Origin of the sequence: Mycobacterium sp. MAC_080597_8934, assembly GCF_000523975.1 — a bacterium.
GTDB classification, from domain to species: Bacteria; Actinomycetota; Actinomycetes; order Mycobacteriales; family Mycobacteriaceae; genus Mycobacterium; species Mycobacterium avium.
In genome coordinates this window covers 101028-116217 of sequence record NZ_JAOS01000019.1, presented here as the reverse complement: position 1 = coordinate 116217, position 15190 = coordinate 101028, and the positions used below count along the sequence as shown (strand labels likewise).

Here is a 15190-nt window from a genome sequence, read left to right as displayed (position 1 = left end):
CCCGCCCCGGTAGGCTGGCCGTCATGCAGTTGGCTTTGCAGATCACCCTGGTCGTCACCAGCATCCTGGTGGTGTTGCTGGTGCTGCTGCACCGCGCCAAGGGTGGCGGGCTGTCCACGCTGTTCGGTGGCGGCGTGCAGTCCAGCCTGTCCGGGTCCACGGTGGTGGAGAAGAACCTGGACCGGCTGACGCTGTTCATCACCGGCATCTGGCTGGTCTGCATCATCGGCATGGCCCTGCTGATCAAGTACCGCTGACCGACTGCCCGCGCGGCTCACAGCGCGGCGGTGAGCCGCCACAGCGCCTCGCGGTCGACGGAAGCCGAGCGGTCCAGCGGGCTCAGCACCACATCGGTTGCTCCGGCGTCGAAATAGCGGCGCACCTGGCGCAGCACCGACTCCTCCGGCCCGATCGCGGCGAGCTCAACGGCATTGGAAAGTCCTTCTCGGGCAATCACATTGCGATACGACGGGATGGTCTCGTAGAAGCTCAGCTGCTGTGCGGCGGCGGCGCGGGCGCCCTCCACGTCGTCGGACAGCAGCACCGGCACCGCGGCGATGATCCGCGGCGCCGGGCGGGCCGCCTCGGCGGCCGCCTTGGTGATCCGGGGCACGATGAACTCCTCGATGGTCCGGGGCCCCGCCAGATAGGGCAGCGTCCCGTCGGCCAGTTCGCCGGTGACCTGCAGCGCCTTGGGTCCCATCGCCGCCACGTACACCGGGATCGGGGTGCCGCCGGGGACCCGCACCGGAAAGCTGGGGGCGGCGGACAGTTCGCTGCCGTGAAAGTCGACGGCGCCGCTGTGAAAGACCGACCCCAGGATGGTCAGGTGCTCGCGCAGCCGCGTGATCGTGTTGGGCCATTCGGTGCCGAATGTCCGGCGTTCCAGGTCGGCCGCGCCCAGCCCCAGCCCGAGGCTGAAGTTGCCGTGCGCGGCGGCCTGCGCCGTCTGCGCCAACGAGGCCACGATCAGCGGGTGACGCGGGTTGATCGGCACCACCGAGGTGCCGACGCCGAGCCCGGGCACCGCGGCCCCGACCAGCGCGGCGAGCGCGATCGCGTCATAGCTCTGCTGCTGGGCCAGCCACACCTGCCCGACCCCGAGCTCGTGGGCGCGTCGTGCCTGGGCGATCACGTCGTCGACCAGATTGGCGGCGTCGGGGTGGGCCATGAGAATGATTCCGGCGGACATGTCGTCAACCAACGCGGGCGGCCGCGCGACAATTCCGGGCGGCCCCGGGCGCCGCGATTGCGCCGACGGGCGGCCGCCGGCGCCGGCACCGATACTGGGTTCCATGGTTGAGGCATCCGAGGGCACGCTGGAACCGATCGGCGCCGTCCAGCGCACCCTGGTGGGGCGCGAGGCCACCGAGCCGATGCGGGCCGACATCCGGCTGCTCGGCGCCATCCTGGGCGACACGGTGCGCGAGCAGAACGGCCAGCAGGTGTTCGAGCTCGTCGAACGCGCCCGGGTGGAATCGTTCCGGGTGCGGCGCTCCGAGATCGACCGGGCCGAGCTGGCCCGGATGTTCGCGGGCATCGACATCCACCAGGCCATCCCGGTCATCCGCGCCTTCAGCCATTTCGCGCTGCTGGCCAACGTCGCCGAGGACATCCACCGGGAGCGCCGCCGGGCGATCCACGTCGCCGCCGGCGAACCGCCGCAGGACAGCAGCCTGGCCGCCACCTACGCCAAACTCGATCGCGCACAACTCGATTCGGCCACGGTGGCCGAGGCGCTGCGGGGCGCGGTGGTGTCCCCGGTGATCACCGCCCACCCCACCGAGACCCGGCGGCGCACCGTCTTCGTCACCCAGCACCGGATCACCGAGCTGATGCGGCTGCACGCCGAGGGGCACACCGAAACCGACGACGGCCGCAACATCGAGCTGGAGCTGCGCCGCCAGGTCCTCACGCTGTGGCAGACCGCGCTGATCCGGCTGTCCCGCCTGCAGATCACCGACGAGATCGAGGTGGGGCTGCGTTACTACGCCGCCGCCTTCTTCAAGGTCATCCCGCAGGTCAACGCCGAGGTCCGCAACGCGCTGCGGGCCCGCTGGCCCGGCGCCGACCTGCTCGACGAGCCGATCGTGGCACCCGGCTCCTGGATCGGCGGCGACCGCGACGGCAACCCCAACGTGACGGCCGACGTGGTGCGCCGGGCCACCGGCGACGCCGCCTACACCGCGCTGGCGCACTACCTGGCCGAGCTGACCGCCTGCGAGCAGGAGCTGTCGATGTCGGCGCGCCTGGTCGCGGTCACCCCCGAGCTGGCCGCGCTGGCCGAGGACTGCGCCGAGAAGGCCCGCGCCGACGAGCCGTACCGGCGGGCGCTGCGGGTGATCCGCGGCCGGCTCACCGCCACCGCCGCCGAGATCCTGGACCGCCGACCGCAACACGAGCTGGACCTGGGTTTGCCGCCGTACGCCACGCCGGCCGAACTGCGGGCCGACCTCGACACCGTCGACGCGTCGTTGCGCGCGCACGGCAGCGCACTGTTGGCCGACGACCGCCTGGCCCTGCTGCGAGAAGGCGTGCGGGTCTTCGGGTTTCACCTGTGTGGCCTGGACATGCGGCAGAACTCCGACGTGCACGAGGAAGTGGTGGCCGAGCTGCTGGCCTGGGCGGGCGTGCACCCGGACTACCGGTCGCTGCCCGAGGACGAGCGGGTGGAGCTGCTGGCGGCCGAGCTGGGCACCCGCCGGCCGCTGGTCGGGGACCGCGCGGAACTGTCCGAGCTGGCCGACAAGGAGCTGGGTGTGGTGCGCGCGGCGGCGCACGCCATCCGGCGGTACGGCCCGGCCGCCGTGCCCAACTACGTCATCTCGATGTGCCGCTCGGTCTCCGATGTGCTCGAGGCCGCGATCCTGCTCAAGGAGGCGGGGCTGATCGACGCGTCGGGCCCCGAACCCTATTGCCCGGTGGGCATCTCGCCGCTGTTCGAGACCATCGAGGACCTGCACAACGGCGCGGCGATCCTGCACGCGATGCTCGAGCTCCCGCTGTACCGGGCGTTGGTGGCCGCCCGCGGACAGAGCCAGGAGGTGATGCTGGGCTACTCCGACTCCAACAAGGACGGCGGGTACCTGGCGTCGAGCTGGGCGGTGTACCGCGCCGAGCTGGCGCTGGTCGAGGTGGCCCACAAAACCGGAATTCGGTTGCGGCTCTTCCACGGTCGCGGCGGCACCGTCGGGCGCGGCGGCGGGCCGAGTTACGAAGCGATCCTGGCACAGCCCCCCGGCGCGGTGAACGGCTCGCTGCGGCTCACCGAGCAGGGCGAGGTGATCGCCGCCAAATACGCCGAACCTCAAGTGGCGCAACGCAATCTGGAAAGCCTGGTGGCCGCCACGCTGGAGTCGACGCTGCTCGACGTCGAGGGCCTGGGCGACACCGCCGAACCCGCGTATGCCGTGCTCGACGAGGTGGCGGTGCTGGCGCAGCGCGCCTACGCCGAATTGGTGCACGAGACACCGGGTTTCGTGGACTACTTCATGGCCTCCACCCCGGTCAGCGAGATCGGCTCGCTGAACATCGGCAGCCGGCCCACCTCACGCAAGCCCACCGAGTCCATCGCGGATTTACGCGCCATTCCCTGGGTGCTGGCCTGGAGTCAGTCCCGGGTGATGCTGCCCGGTTGGTACGGCACCGGTTCGGCGTTCGAGCAGTGGATCGCGGCCGGCCCGCAGAGCCGGGCCGAGCGGGTCGACATCCTGCACGACCTGTACCGTCGCTGGCCGTTCTTCCGCAGCGTGCTGTCGAACCTGGCCCAGGTGCTGGCCAAAAGCGACCTGGGCCTGGCCGCGCAGTACGCCGAGCTGGTCGACGACGCGGCACTGCGGCGGCGGGTGTTCGGCAAGATCGCCGACGAGCACCGCCGCACCATCGCCATGCACAAGCTGATCACCGGCCAGGACAACCTGCTCGCCGACAACCCCGCGCTGGCGCGTTCGGTGTTCAACCGCTTCCCCTACCTCGAGCCGCTCAACCACCTGCAGGTGGAGCTGCTGCGCCGCTACCGCAGCGGCGACGACGACGAACTGGTGCAGCGCGGCATCCTGCTGACGATGAACGGACTGGCCAGCGCGCTGCGAAACAGCGGCTGACGACACGCGAATTGCTCACCCCGGCGGCCCGGTCGCGCATACGCTGAGCCGACGCGACCTCGACCAAGGAGACCCGTGAGCGGACCCGGCCTTCCCCTGTGGCTGCTGCTGGTGTGCGCGGTCGCCGCCGCGATCGCGGTCGCGGTGGGTGCCATCTGGCTGGGGCGCCGGCTGCTGCACGGCCGGCAACAGAACCCGGCGATCGCGTCGTTTCTCACCGTCGTCGGGTTCGTCTACGGTGCGCTGCTGGGCTTCACCGTGGTGGCCACCTGGGAGCACTTCTCGTCCACCCAGGTCGTGGTGTCCGCCGAGGCGTCGGCGCTGACCACCATGTACCGCCAGAGCGTGGCCATGCCGGAACCGGAACGCACCGAAATCCAGGAGCTGCTGCGCAAATACGCCGGCGCGGTGGCCGGTCCGGAGTGGAACAAGCAGCGCAACGAGGGCGCCCGCGCCGCGATCACCCGGATGTATCGCACCGTCGGTCGCCAGCAGCCCAACATCGCCGCCCGGCCGATCAATCAGCAATTCCTCAACCAGCTGAGCGAGCTGGCATCCGACCGCAACGAGCGGATCGTCGGCACCAAACCGCGCATACCCCCGCTGCTGTGGGCGGGCCTGATCTTCGGCGCGGTGGTGCTGGTCGCCTTCACCGGTTTCCTGCGGCTGGGCAGCACCGTCGGCCACGTCGTGGTGTCCGGCACCGTCGCGGTGCTGCTTGCGCTGCTGCTGTGCACCGTGTTCGAACTCGACCACTCGTATGCCACCGATCAGCGCATCACGTCCGGGCCGTTCCAGCACGCCCTGGACATTTTCGACGCCGTCGACAACGACAGCCGCTACTTCCCGCGCTGAGCGTTGGCGTTGCGTCACCGCGCTGCGGCGTCGTTATGGTTGAGTTGGCCGCGCCGCCCGCGTGCCGGGGGCGCCTACACCAACGGGGGAGGTTGGCATTTGAAGACCATCACATTCGGCAAGACGGGGCTCGAGGTTTCCCGGTTGGCGTTCGGCACCTGGGAGTTCTGCAGTGACTGGGGCCATGCCGACGAGGACGCCGCGATCACCATGATCCGCAGCGCCCGCGACCTCGGGATCAACTTCTTCGACACCGCCCAGCAGTACGGCTTCGGGGCGTCTGAACGCCTGCTGGGCAAGGCTTTGCGCGACGACCTCGCCCGCGCACGCGACGAGGTGGTGATCGCCACCAAGGGTGGATTGCGCGCCACCGACAGCGGACTGGTCCGCGATGCCAGCCCGCAATGGCTGCGCAAGGGCGTGGAGTCCAGCCTGACCGCGCTGGGCATCGACCACATCGACGTGTACCTGGTGCACTGGCCCGACCCCCGGATGCCGGCCGCCGAAACCGCCGGGGCGCTCGCGGAATTGGTGTCGGAGGGCAAGATTCGGCATGTCGGGGTGTCCAACTACGACACCGCTCAGGTGGAGGAGTTTTCGGCCACGCTGCCGGTGGAGGTCGTGCAGCCGCCGTATCACCTGTTCCGGCGTGACATCGAGGACACGCTGCTGCCGTATGCCCGCGAGCACGACATCGGGGTGATGGTGTACGGCCCGCTGGCGCACGGTTTGCTGACCGGGACGGTCAAGCCGGACACCCGGTTCGCCCCGCAGGATTGGCGCGCCAAGAGCGACATCTTCAGCGGTGACGGCTTCCTGCGCAACCTGGAAGTCGTTGCGCAGCTTCAGGAATTGGCGTCCGACCTGGGGGTGACGATCAGCCAGCTGGCGATCGCGCGGGTGCTGGCGCAGCCGGGTGTGCACGTCGCCATCGTGGGCGCCCAGCACCTGCACTACCTGCAGGAGAGCGCCCGCGCGGCCGACGTCACGCTGTCGGATGCCGACCTGGCCGCCGTCGACAACGTCCTGGCGGCGGCGACACCGGTCGGCGGGCCCTATCCCGAGATGCACCAGAAGGCGAGCTGAGTCAGCCCTTCAGCAGCTCACCGACATGCGCGGTGACGGAATCGGCAAGGGCCTGCAGGTCATAACCGCCTTCCAGCACCGCCACCAGCCGGCCGTCGCAGAGCTTTTCCGCCGACTTCATCAATTCCCTTGTGACCCAGCCGAAGTCGTCGGTCGTCATGGTCAGTGAGCCGAGCGGATCGCGTTCGTGGGCGTCGAAGCCGGCGGACACGATGATCAACTCGGGTGAGAAGGCTTGCAGCGCAGGCACAATCCGATCGGTGAAGGCGGCCCGCAATTCGGCGCCGCCGTCCCCGGGTGCCAGCGGAGAGTTGAAGATGTTGCCCACCCCGGTTTCCGCCGCCGCGCCGGTGCCGGGAAACAGCGGCATCTGGTGGGTGGACGCGTACAGCACGCTGGGATCGGAGTAGAAGATCTGCTGCGTGCCGTTGCCGTGGTGGACGTCGAAGTCGACGATGGCCACCCGCATCAGCCCGTGCTTGCGCTGGGCGTGCCGCGCGCCGATGCTGATGTTGTTGAACAAGCAGAAGCCCATGGCCCGTTCGGTTTCGGCGTGATGCCCCGGCGGACGGCACGCCACGAACGCGTTCTGCACGTCACCGGCCAGCACCCGGTCCACGGCCTGCAGCGTGGCGCCCACCCCGCGCAGCGCCGTCTCCCAGGTCGAGGGCTCCATCATGGTGTCGCCGCCGTCGAGGTAGACGTAACCGTGTTGCGGCCGCGCCGCTTCCAGCGCGTCGACGTAGCGGTTGGAATGCACGTAGCGCGTGGTCGCCAACTCGGCCGGCTCGGCCGTCTCGCGCACCAGCGCGTCGAACCCGGGCCGGCTCAGCGCGGCCGCCACGGCGCGGTACCGATCCGGGCGCTCCGGATGGCCGGGTGCGGTCCGGTGGGCGGCGAAGTCGGGATGGTGCAGCAGCAGGGTGGCCATCGAGGTTCCGCCGGGCGGCTACTGTGCGGTCCGGTTGCGCAGCCGATCCACCAGGCCGCGCACCGCGTGCTCGGTGACCGACAGCGGCGACATCACCGTCTCGCCCACCTTCACCAAGTCGTCGACCCGCGCGACGATCGCCTCCACCGGCTCGACCAGCACGATCAGCCGCTTGGCCAGATCATCCAGGCTGGCCAGCGTGCCGTCCAGGTGGTCCAGGCCGGTCTCCATCCGCTCCACCGTGGCGTTCAGCGCCGCGAGGGAACTGCTGAGCTCCTTGAGCGTGCTGCTCAAACCGTCGAGGACGTCTTCGACCTGCTCGACCGTTTTGTCGGCGTTCAGCGCGGCCTGGGTGAGCGTCTTGATCCGGCTTCGCTCTTGGCCCCCGCGCACGGTTCTGTCTGCCATGCCCGTCATTATCACCCGCCCCGGGCCGCGGCAGGCCCCGACGGTGCGGCTAGCCCTGGACGGCAGTGCCCGGCGGCAGCTTGGCGGCGGCCTCCCGGTCGAGCAGCCACAGCGTGGTGTCCAGCCCGACCGCCCCGGCCGCGGGCACCGAGACCGGGGCGGCGCCGTTGATGGCCGCGGCCACCGCGTCGGCCTTGCCGGCGCCCGACACCATCAGCCACACCTCGCGGGAGCGCGCAATCGCGGGCAGCGTCAACGTGATTCGCTGTGGGGGCGGCTTGGGGGAGTCCTCGACCGGCACCACCATGCGGGTGGTCTCCAGCACCGCGGGGGTGTCCGGGAACAGCGAATTGATGTGGCCTTCCGGGCCCATGCCGAGCAGGTGCACATCGAAATTCGGGACCGGCTGCCCGGGCGCGGCGTTGGCGGCCAGCAGCTGCTCGTAGGCCAGCGCCGCCGCGGCCAGGTCGCTGCCGAATTCGCCGTCGCTGGCCGGCATCGGGTGCACCTGGCTGGACGGAATGTCGACATGGGACAGCAGCGCCTCACGCGCCTGCTTCTCGTTGCGCTCGTCGTCGTCCTCGGGAACGTAGCGTTCGTCGCCCCAGAACAGGTGCACGGCCGACCAGTCGATCGGCCGCCCCGCCAGCGACTTCAGCAGCCCGATGCCGTTGCCGCCGCCGGTCAGCACGATCAGCGCCCGGCCCCGGGCCGCCACGGCGTCGGCGATGGTGTCGACCAGTCGCGCCGCGGCGGCGGTGACCAGGGCCTGGCTGTCCGGGAAAATTTCGATGCGGGTGCTCACACGTATTGCACTTTCTCGATGCCTTCCAGCGCTGATTGATAAATCTCGTCGGCGTCCAGCCGGCGCAGGTCTTCGGCCAGACACTCGCCGGTTTCCCTGCGCGCCAACGGAAGTAGGGCATCCGGGCGGGACGTGCGGCTCAGCGTGGCGGTGCGGCCCTCCTGCGGGCGGCTCAACACGATGGTTTCGCTGCTGCGCGCCAGTTCGACCTTGAGCTCGCCCACCGCCCGGCGCACCGGGCCGTCGATGCGGCTGGCCAGCCAGCCGGCCAGGACGTCGAGCGCCGGCTCGGTCTTCAAACCCGACACCAGCGCCGATTCGATCGGCTCGTGCGGCGCCAAGTCGACGGCCGCGGCCAGCAACGCCCGCCAATAGGTGATGCGTGCCCAGGCCAGATCGGTGTCGCCCGCGGTGTAGCCGGGCAGCCGGCTCTTGATCGCCGCCAGCGGGTCGACCCCGTTGGTCGCGTCCGTGATGCGGCGAATCGCCAACCGGCCCAACGGATCCTGCGCGGGAACCGCGGGCGCCACGTCCGGCCACCAGACCACCACCGGGATGTCGGGCAGCAGGAACGGGGTGACCACGCTGGCGGCGTGCCCGGACAGCGCCCCGGACAGCCACAGCACCACCACCTCGCTGGCCCCGGTGTCGCCGCCGGCGCGCAGCTGCGCGTCCAGGCGGGGTTTGTCGGCGTACGGGTTGCCCCGCAGCGTGACGATGATCCGGCTGGGGTGTTCATGGCTGGCGTCGTTGGCCGCCTTCAGCGACTCCTCGAGGATCTCCTCGCTGTCGGGAGTGATGATCAGGGTCAGCACCCGACCCATGGCGACGGCGCCGACCCTTTCCCGCAGTTCGTTCAGCTTCTTGTTGACCGCGGTGGTAGTGGCGTCCGGCATGTCAATGATCAATTGCGCCACTCCTTTTCATCGCTGCGTATCATGGCCGCCGCCATTCGCGGCCCGTCCGGTGCAGCATCTCGAACGCCGAATCCGGGCCCCAGGTGCCGGCCTCGTAGGGCTCGGGCCTGCCGCCGCTCGCCCAGTTGTCGAGCACGGGATCGAGGATGTGCCAAGCCAATTCGACTTCGGCGTTGACCGGGAACAGGGACGGCTCACCCAGCAGCACGTCGAGGATCAACTGCTCGTAGGCCTCCGGTGATTCCTCGGCGAACGCCGACCCGTAGGAGAAGTCCATGTTGACGTCGCGGACCTCCATCGCGGTGCCCGGCACCTTGGAACCGAACCGCAGCGTGACACCCTCGTCGGGCTGCACCCGGATCACCATGGCGTTGGCGCCCAGCTCATCGGTCATCGTCGCGTCGAACGGCAGATGCGGCGCGCGTTTGAACACCAGGGCTATCTCGGTCACCCTGCGGCCCAAGCGTTTTCCGGTCCGCAGGTAGAACGGCACCCCGGCCCAGCGGCGGGTGTCCACCTCGAGGGTGATGGCGGCGAACGTCTCGGTGATCGAGTCCTTGGCGAAGCCCTCCTCGTCGAGCAGCCCGACCACCTTCTCGCCGCCCTGCCAGCCCGCGGTGTACTGGCCGCGGCTGGTGGTCTCGTCGAGCGGGTGGGCGAGGTGGGTGGCCGAGAGCACCTTGATCTTCTCGGCCTGCAGCGCCAACGGGCTGAAGCTGACCGGCTCTTCCATCGCGGTCAGCGCCAGCAGCTGCATCAGGTGGTTCTGGATGACGTCGCGCGCGGCGCCGATGCCGTCGTAGTAGCCGGCCCGCCCGCCCAAGCCGATGTCCTCGGCCATGGTGATCTGCACGTGGTCGACGTAGTGCGAGTTCCAGATCGGGTCGAACAACTGGTTGGCGAACCGCAGCGCCAGGATGTTGCGGACCGTCTCCTTGCCCAGGTAGTGGTCGATGCGGAAGACCGACTCCTCGGGAAAGACGGCGTTGACGGCCTTGTTCAGGCTCTGCGCGCTCTCCAAGTCGTGGCCGAACGGCTTCTCGATGACAACTCGGCTCCAGCGGTCGCCCTGCGGGCGGGCCAGCCCGGACTTGTGCAGTTGTTCGCACACGACGGGGAAGGACTTGGGCGGGATGGCCAGGTAGAAGGCGTGATTACCGCCGGTGCCCCGCTCGGCGTCGAGTTTGTCCAGCGTCTCGGCGAGCCGGCCGAACGCCTCGTCGTCGTCGAAAGCGCCTGGCACGAAACGGAATCCCTCGGCCAGCCGATCCCAGTTCTCCTGCCGGAACGGGGTGCGGCAGTGCTCCTTGACGGCCTCGTATACCACCTTGCCGAAATCCTGGGTGCTCCAATCCCTTCGGGCGAAGCCGACCAGCGAGAAGCTGGGCGGCAGCAGCCCGCGGTTGGCCAGGTCGTAGATGGCGGGCATGACCTTCTTGCGGGCCAGATCGCCGGTGACGCCGAAGATCACCATTCCGCACGGCCCGGCGATGCGCGGGAGCCGCTTGTCGCGCTTGTCGCGTAACGGGTTATGCCATTGCTGCGCGGTGCGAGCCGGGCTCATTTGGAGGCGGAGCCCAGCTGCTTCTGCGTTTCCTCCATCAGCTCGGTCCAGGAATCCACGAACTTCTCCACGCCCTCGTTCTCCAGCACCACGAAGACGTCCGGCAGGTCGACGCCGACCGCGGCCAGTTCGTCGAACACCCGCTGGGCGTCCGGACCGGTGCCGGTGACGGTGTCGCCGCGGATCACGCCGTGATCGGCGACCGCGTCAATCGTCTTCTCCGGCATGGTGTTCACCGTGTTGGGAGCGACCAGTTCGGTGACGTAGAGGGTGTCGGAGTAGTCCGGGTTCTTCACCCCCGTCGACGCCCACAGCGGGCGCTGCACGCGGGCCCCGTCGGCCTTGAGCGCCTGGTAGCGCTGGCCGCCCTCGAACACCTCCTGGTAGGCCGCGTAGGCCAGCCGGGCGTTGGCCACGCCGGCCTGCCCGCGCAGCGCCAGCGCCCGCTCGCCGCCGATCTTCTCCAGCCGCTTGTCGATCTCGGTGTCCACCCGGGACACGAAAAACGAAGCCACCGAATGGATCTTGGACAGGTCGTGGCCGGCTTCGCGCGCCTTCTCCATGCCGGCAAGGTAGGCGTCCATCACGGCGCGGTACCGCTCGACGGAGAAGATCAGCGTGACGTTGACCGAAATCCCTTCGGCCAGAACGGCGGTGATGGCCGGCAGCCCGGCCTGGGTCGCCGGGATCTTGATGAACAGGTTGGGCCGGTCGACGATCTTCCACAACTCGACGGCCTGGGCGATGGTCTTGTCGGTGTCGCCGGCCAGCCGCGGGTCCACCTCGATGGACACCCGGCCGTCGACACCGTCGGAGTTCTCCCACTCGCGGGTCAACACGTCGCAGGCGTTGCGCACGTCGTCCGTGGTGACCGTGCGGATGGTGGCGTCGACGTCGGCGCCCCGCGCGGCCAGTTCGGCGATCTGGCTGTCGTAGGCGTGGCCCTCGGCGAACGCCTTCTGGAAGATCGACGGGTTGGTGGTCACGCCGACAACGCATTTGGTGTCGATCAGCTCTTGCAGGTTGCCCGACCGCAGCCGGTCCCGGGACAGGTCGTCCAGCCACACGGAAACCCCCGCGGCGCTCAGTGCCGCGAGGTTAGGGTTCTGAGCGGTCATGTGAATTACCCTTTCCTCAGTTGTCCACGACTTCTTCCGCGGCGGCAGCGACGGCTTCGGCAGTGAAGCCGAATTCACGGAACAACGTTTTGTAGTCGGCGGATTCGCCGTAGTGCTCGATCGAGATGATCTTCCCGGTGTCGCCGACCAGCTTGTGCCAGCTCTGCGCCACCCCGGCCTCGACGGCCACCCGGGCCGACACCGACGGCGGCAGCACACTGTCGCGGTAGTCGTCGGGCTGGGACTCGAACCATTCCACGCACGGCATGGACACCACCCGCGCCACAATGTCCTTGTCCGCCAACAACTTCTGCGCCTCGACGGCCAGCTGTACCTCCGAGCCGGTGGCGATCAGGATGACGTCGGGCTCCTGGCCGGCCTCCTCGCCGTCCGAGCCCAGGATGTAGCCGCCCCGGGCGACACCGTCGGCGTCGGTGCCCTCGAGCACCGGCAGGCCCTGGCGGGTCAGGACCAATCCGACCGGGCCGCTGCCGTTGCCGCGGGCCAGGATGGTGCGCCAGGCGTAGGCGGTCTCGTTGGCGTCGGCCGGACGCACCACCGACAGCTTGGGGATGGCGCGCAACGCCGCCAGGTGCTCGATCGGCTGGTGCGTCGGCCCGTCCTCACCCAGCCCGATGGAATCGTGCGTCCACACGTAGATGGTGTCGATGTCCATCAGCGAGGCCAGCCGCACCGCCGGACGCATGTAGTCCGAGAACTGCAGGAAGGTGCCGCCGTAGGCGCGGGTCGGGCCGTGCAGCACGATGCCGGACAGGATCGCCCCCATGGCGTGTTCGCGGACACCGAAATGCAGCACCCGGCCATACCAGGAGGCGGTGAACTCCTTGGTGGAAATCGACGGGGGCCCAAAGGAATCCGCGTTGTTGATGGTGGTGAGGTTGCTCTCGGCCAGGTCGGCCGAGCCGCCCCAGAGCTCGGGCAGTTTCGGCGCCACGGCGTTGAGCACCGCGCCGGAGGCCTTGCGGGTGGCGATCGCGTCGGAGCCCGGCTCCCAGTGCGGCAGGTCGGCGTCCCACCCGTCGGGCAGCTTCTCGGCCGTCAACCGCTCCAGCAGCGCCTTGCGCTCGGGCTCGCGCTGCGCCCAGGCGTCGAAATCGGTCTGCCACTTCTGGTGTGCCTCCCGGCCGCGGTCGACCAGCTTGCGGGTGTGGGCGATCACCTTGTCGCGCACCTGGAACGTCTTGTCCGGGTCGAAGCCGAGGATCTTCTTGACCGCGGCCACCTCCTCCTCGCCCAGCGCCGCGCCGTGCGCCTTGCCGGTGTTCATCGCGTTGGGCGCCGGATAGCCGATGATGGTGCGCAGCTCGATGAACGACGGCCGGTCGGTGACGGCCTTGGCGGCGGCGATGGCCTCCTCGATGGCGACGACGTTCTCGCCACCCTCGACGCGCTGCACGTGCCAGCCGTAGGCCTCGTAGCGGGCGGCGGTGTCCTCGCACAGGGCGATGTTGGTGTCGTCCTCGATGGAGATCTGGTTGTGGTCGTAGAACACGATCAGATTGCCCAGTTGCTGCACGGCCGCCAGCGACGAGGCCTCCGACGTGACGCCCTCCTCGATGTCGCCGTCGGAGGCGATCACGTAGATGAAGTGGTCGAACGGGCTGGTGCCGGCGGCGGCGTCCGGGTCGAACAGCCCGCGCTCGTAGCGGGAGGCCATCGCCATGCCCACCGCGGAGGCCAGGCCCTGGCCCAGCGGGCCGGTGGTGATCTCCACACCCTTGGTGTGCCGGAACTCCGGGTGCCCGGGCGTCTTGGAGCCCCAGGTGCGCAGCGACTCGATGTCGGACAGCTCCAGACCGAAGCCACCCAGGTACAGCTGCAGGTACAGCGTCAGGCTGCTGTGCCCGGCTGACAGCACGAACCGGTCCCGGCCCAGCCAGTGGGTGTCGCTGGGGTCGTGCCGCATCACCCGCTGAAACAGCGTGTAGGCCAGGGGAGCCAGGCTCATCGCCGTCCCGGGATGTCCGTTGCCCACCTTTTGCACCGCGTCGGCGGCCAGCACCCGAATGGTGTCGACGGCGGCCGAGTCCAGCTCGGACCAGTCGTCGGGAAGGTGCGGTTGGGTCAGCGCAGAGATCTCTTCAAGTGTCGTCACAGACTCAGTCCTTGGGTCATCGAGCTGATCAATCCCACCCTAGTGCGGGAGGGCCGGCTGGTGCAGTGCAGGTTTTCGGGTACCCGCGGCCGGTAGGAGTGAAAATTACGCGCCCGTCGTCAGGCCTTAACATTCAGTTCGGGAATCCGGGAAAAGTCGGCCGGGAAGGGACCCACGGGCCCGGCATCGCCGCCACCCGGTCTACCATCGTGTGTAGTAGATGCTGCGCGCCGCTGCGACCCCAAGGAGTTATTGCGTGAGCGTTCGCGGGCGCGTCGCGCCGAGCCAAACGCCAAGCCGGATACCAGGCACCGTGCTGGCGTATCTGGCGCTGACCAAGCCGCGGGTCATCGAACTACTGCTGGTGACCGCGATTCCGGCGATGCTGCTCGCCCAGCGCGGCACCGTGAACCCGCTGTTGATCGTCAACACGCTGATCGGCGGGATGCTGGCCGCGGGCGGCGCCAACGCGCTGAACTGCGTGGCCGACGCGGATATCGACAAGGTGATGAAGCGCACCGCACGCCGGCCGCTGGCCCGGGCGGCGGTGCCCACCCGCAACGCCCTGGTGTTCGGGCTGGTGCTGACGGCCGGCTCGTTCTTGTGGCTGTGGTGGACGACGAACCTGCTGTCGGGGCTGCTGGCGCTGGCGACGATCGCGTTTTACGTGTTCATTTACACACTGCTGCTCAAGCGACGCACCTCGCAGAACGTGGTGTGGGGCGGCGCGGCCGGCTGCATGCCGGTGATGATCGGCTGGTCGGCGGTCACCGGCACGATTCAGTGGCCGGCGCTGGTGATGTTCGCCATCATCTTCTTCTGGACGCCGCCGCATACCTGGGCGCTGGCGATGCGGTACAAGGACGACTACAAGGCGGCGGGTGTCCCGATGCTGCCGGCCGTGGCGACCGAGCGTCAGGTGACCAAGCAGATCCTGGTCTACACCTGGCTGACGGTGCTGGCCACGCTGGCGCTGGCGCTGGCCACGGGCTGGCTGTACGCGGCGGTCGCCGTGGTGGCCGGGGTGTGGTTCCTGGCGATGGCCCACCAGCTCTATGCCGGGGTGCGCGCCGGCGAGCCGGTCAAGCCGCTGCGGTTGTTCCTGCAGTCGAACAACTACCTGGCGGTGGTGTTCTGCGCGCTGGCGATCGACTCGGCGATCGGGCTGCCGACGCTGCTGTGAGCTGCTGGCGCCGGGCCCGGTCCCGCGTCACATCCGTCACGCCCGTCGCTGCGCGGAAGTGGACCGCGTGTGCCCGCCTCGCAGCGACAATCGGCTCGCCTCAA

Annotated in this window: 13 protein-coding genes; 5 read left to right on the top strand and 8 right to left on the bottom strand. The window is 69.3% G+C overall.

Annotation, left to right across the window (positions count from 1 at the left end; translation table 11 throughout):
* The first annotated feature begins 23 nt into the window (after positions 1-23).
* Positions 24-257 (top strand): preprotein translocase subunit SecG, encoded by a 234-nt coding sequence (gene secG, locus NF20_RS09390; protein ID WP_003876059.1) that lies wholly within the window; start codon positions 24-26, stop codon positions 255-257.
* A 17-nt stretch (positions 258-274) separates the two neighbouring features.
* Here the strand turns inward: secG and NF20_RS09385 are convergent, their stop codons facing one another.
* On the bottom strand, positions 275-1297 hold the full coding sequence (locus NF20_RS09385; protein ID WP_170924274.1) for an LLM class F420-dependent oxidoreductase: 1023 nt from the start codon (positions 1295-1297) through the stop codon (positions 275-277).
* Here NF20_RS09385 and ppc point away from each other — a divergent pair.
* The 3 genes from ppc (at position 1296) to NF20_RS09370 (ending at position 6044) form a co-directional block, all read left to right on the top strand.
* Positions 1296-4103 (top strand): phosphoenolpyruvate carboxylase, encoded by a 2808-nt coding sequence (gene ppc / locus NF20_RS09380; protein WP_023863988.1) that lies wholly within the window; start codon positions 1296-1298, stop codon positions 4101-4103. The two genes, NF20_RS09385 and ppc, sit on opposite strands and share 2 nt — an antisense overlap.
* Positions 4104-4178: 75 nt before the next feature.
* Entirely contained in the window at positions 4179-4958 is a 780-nt protein-coding gene (locus NF20_RS09375; protein WP_011725406.1) for a DUF4239 domain-containing protein, read from the top strand.
* Positions 4959-5057: 99 nt separating this feature from the next.
* Positions 5058-6044: an aldo/keto reductase gene (locus NF20_RS09370; protein ID WP_011725405.1), complete on the top strand. Its 987-nt coding sequence runs from the start codon at positions 5058-5060 to the stop codon at positions 6042-6044.
* A 1-nt stretch (position 6045) separates the two neighbouring features.
* On the opposite strand, the gene NF20_RS09365 is transcribed toward NF20_RS09370, so the two are convergent.
* Genes NF20_RS09365 through tkt form a run of 7 tightly spaced genes read right to left on the bottom strand, consistent with a single transcriptional unit; the run spans position 6046 to position 13903 of the window.
* Positions 6046-6975 carry a histone deacetylase family protein gene (locus NF20_RS09365; protein ID WP_023871203.1) on the bottom strand — a complete coding sequence of 310 codons (930 nt, stop codon included), beginning with the start codon at positions 6973-6975 and terminating at the stop codon, positions 6046-6048.
* Between the two features lie 18 nt (positions 6976-6993).
* Positions 6994-7392, bottom strand: a complete 399-nt coding sequence (locus NF20_RS09360) for a hypothetical protein (protein WP_003876065.1) — start codon at positions 7390-7392, stop codon at positions 6994-6996.
* A 40-nt stretch (positions 7393-7432) separates the two neighbouring features.
* The gene (gene pgl, locus NF20_RS09355; RefSeq protein WP_011725402.1) at positions 7433-8188 is read right to left on the bottom strand and encodes a 6-phosphogluconolactonase; all 756 of its coding nucleotides are present in this window, start codon (positions 8186-8188) and stop codon (positions 7433-7435) included.
* Entirely contained in the window at positions 8185-9096 is a 912-nt protein-coding gene (opcA, locus tag NF20_RS09350; RefSeq protein ID WP_024637748.1) for a glucose-6-phosphate dehydrogenase assembly protein OpcA, read from the bottom strand. Before opcA ends, pgl begins: the two co-directional genes overlap by 4 nt.
* 28 nt (positions 9097-9124) lie before the next feature.
* The gene (zwf, locus tag NF20_RS09345) at positions 9125-10669 is read right to left on the bottom strand and encodes a glucose-6-phosphate dehydrogenase (RefSeq protein WP_009977591.1); all 1545 of its coding nucleotides are present in this window, start codon (positions 10667-10669) and stop codon (positions 9125-9127) included.
* Positions 10666-11787: a transaldolase gene (tal, locus tag NF20_RS09340; RefSeq protein ID WP_003876069.1), complete on the bottom strand. Its 1122-nt coding sequence runs from the start codon at positions 11785-11787 to the stop codon at positions 10666-10668. The genes zwf and tal overlap by 4 nt, the downstream gene beginning before the upstream one ends.
* 16 nt (positions 11788-11803) lie before the next feature.
* Positions 11804-13903, bottom strand: coding sequence for a transketolase (gene tkt / locus NF20_RS09335; RefSeq protein WP_011725398.1), 2100 nt, complete (start codon positions 13901-13903; stop codon positions 11804-11806).
* A 256-nt stretch (positions 13904-14159) separates the two neighbouring features.
* Here tkt and NF20_RS09330 point away from each other — a divergent pair, with 256 nt between their 5' ends.
* On the top strand, positions 14160-15086 hold the full coding sequence (locus NF20_RS09330; protein ID WP_033710634.1) for a heme o synthase: 927 nt from the start codon (positions 14160-14162) through the stop codon (positions 15084-15086).
* Positions 15087-15190: the final 104 nt, after the last annotated feature.

Bases quoted from the DNA above. Each gene is read 5' to 3' on its own strand.
- secG (WP_003876059.1), top strand. From the start codon at position 24: ATGCAGTTGGCTTTGCAGATCACCCTGGTCGTCACCAGCATCCTGGTG.
- ppc (WP_023863988.1), top strand. From the start codon at position 1,296: ATGGTTGAGGCATCCGAGGGCACGCTGGAACCGATCGGCGCCGTCCAG.
- NF20_RS09385 (WP_170924274.1), bottom strand. From the start codon at position 1,297: ATGGAACCCAGTATCGGTGCCGGCGCCGGCGGCCGCCCGTCGGCGCAA.
- NF20_RS09365 (WP_023871203.1), bottom strand. From the start codon at position 6,975: ATGGCCACCCTGCTGCTGCACCATCCCGACTTCGCCGCCCACCGGACC.
- NF20_RS09360 (WP_003876065.1), bottom strand. From the start codon at position 7,392: ATGACGGGCATGGCAGACAGAACCGTGCGCGGGGGCCAAGAGCGAAGC.
- zwf (WP_009977591.1), bottom strand. From the start codon at position 10,669: ATGAGCCCGGCTCGCACCGCGCAGCAATGGCATAACCCGTTACGCGAC.
- tal (WP_003876069.1), bottom strand. From the start codon at position 11,787: ATGACCGCTCAGAACCCTAACCTCGCGGCACTGAGCGCCGCGGGGGTT.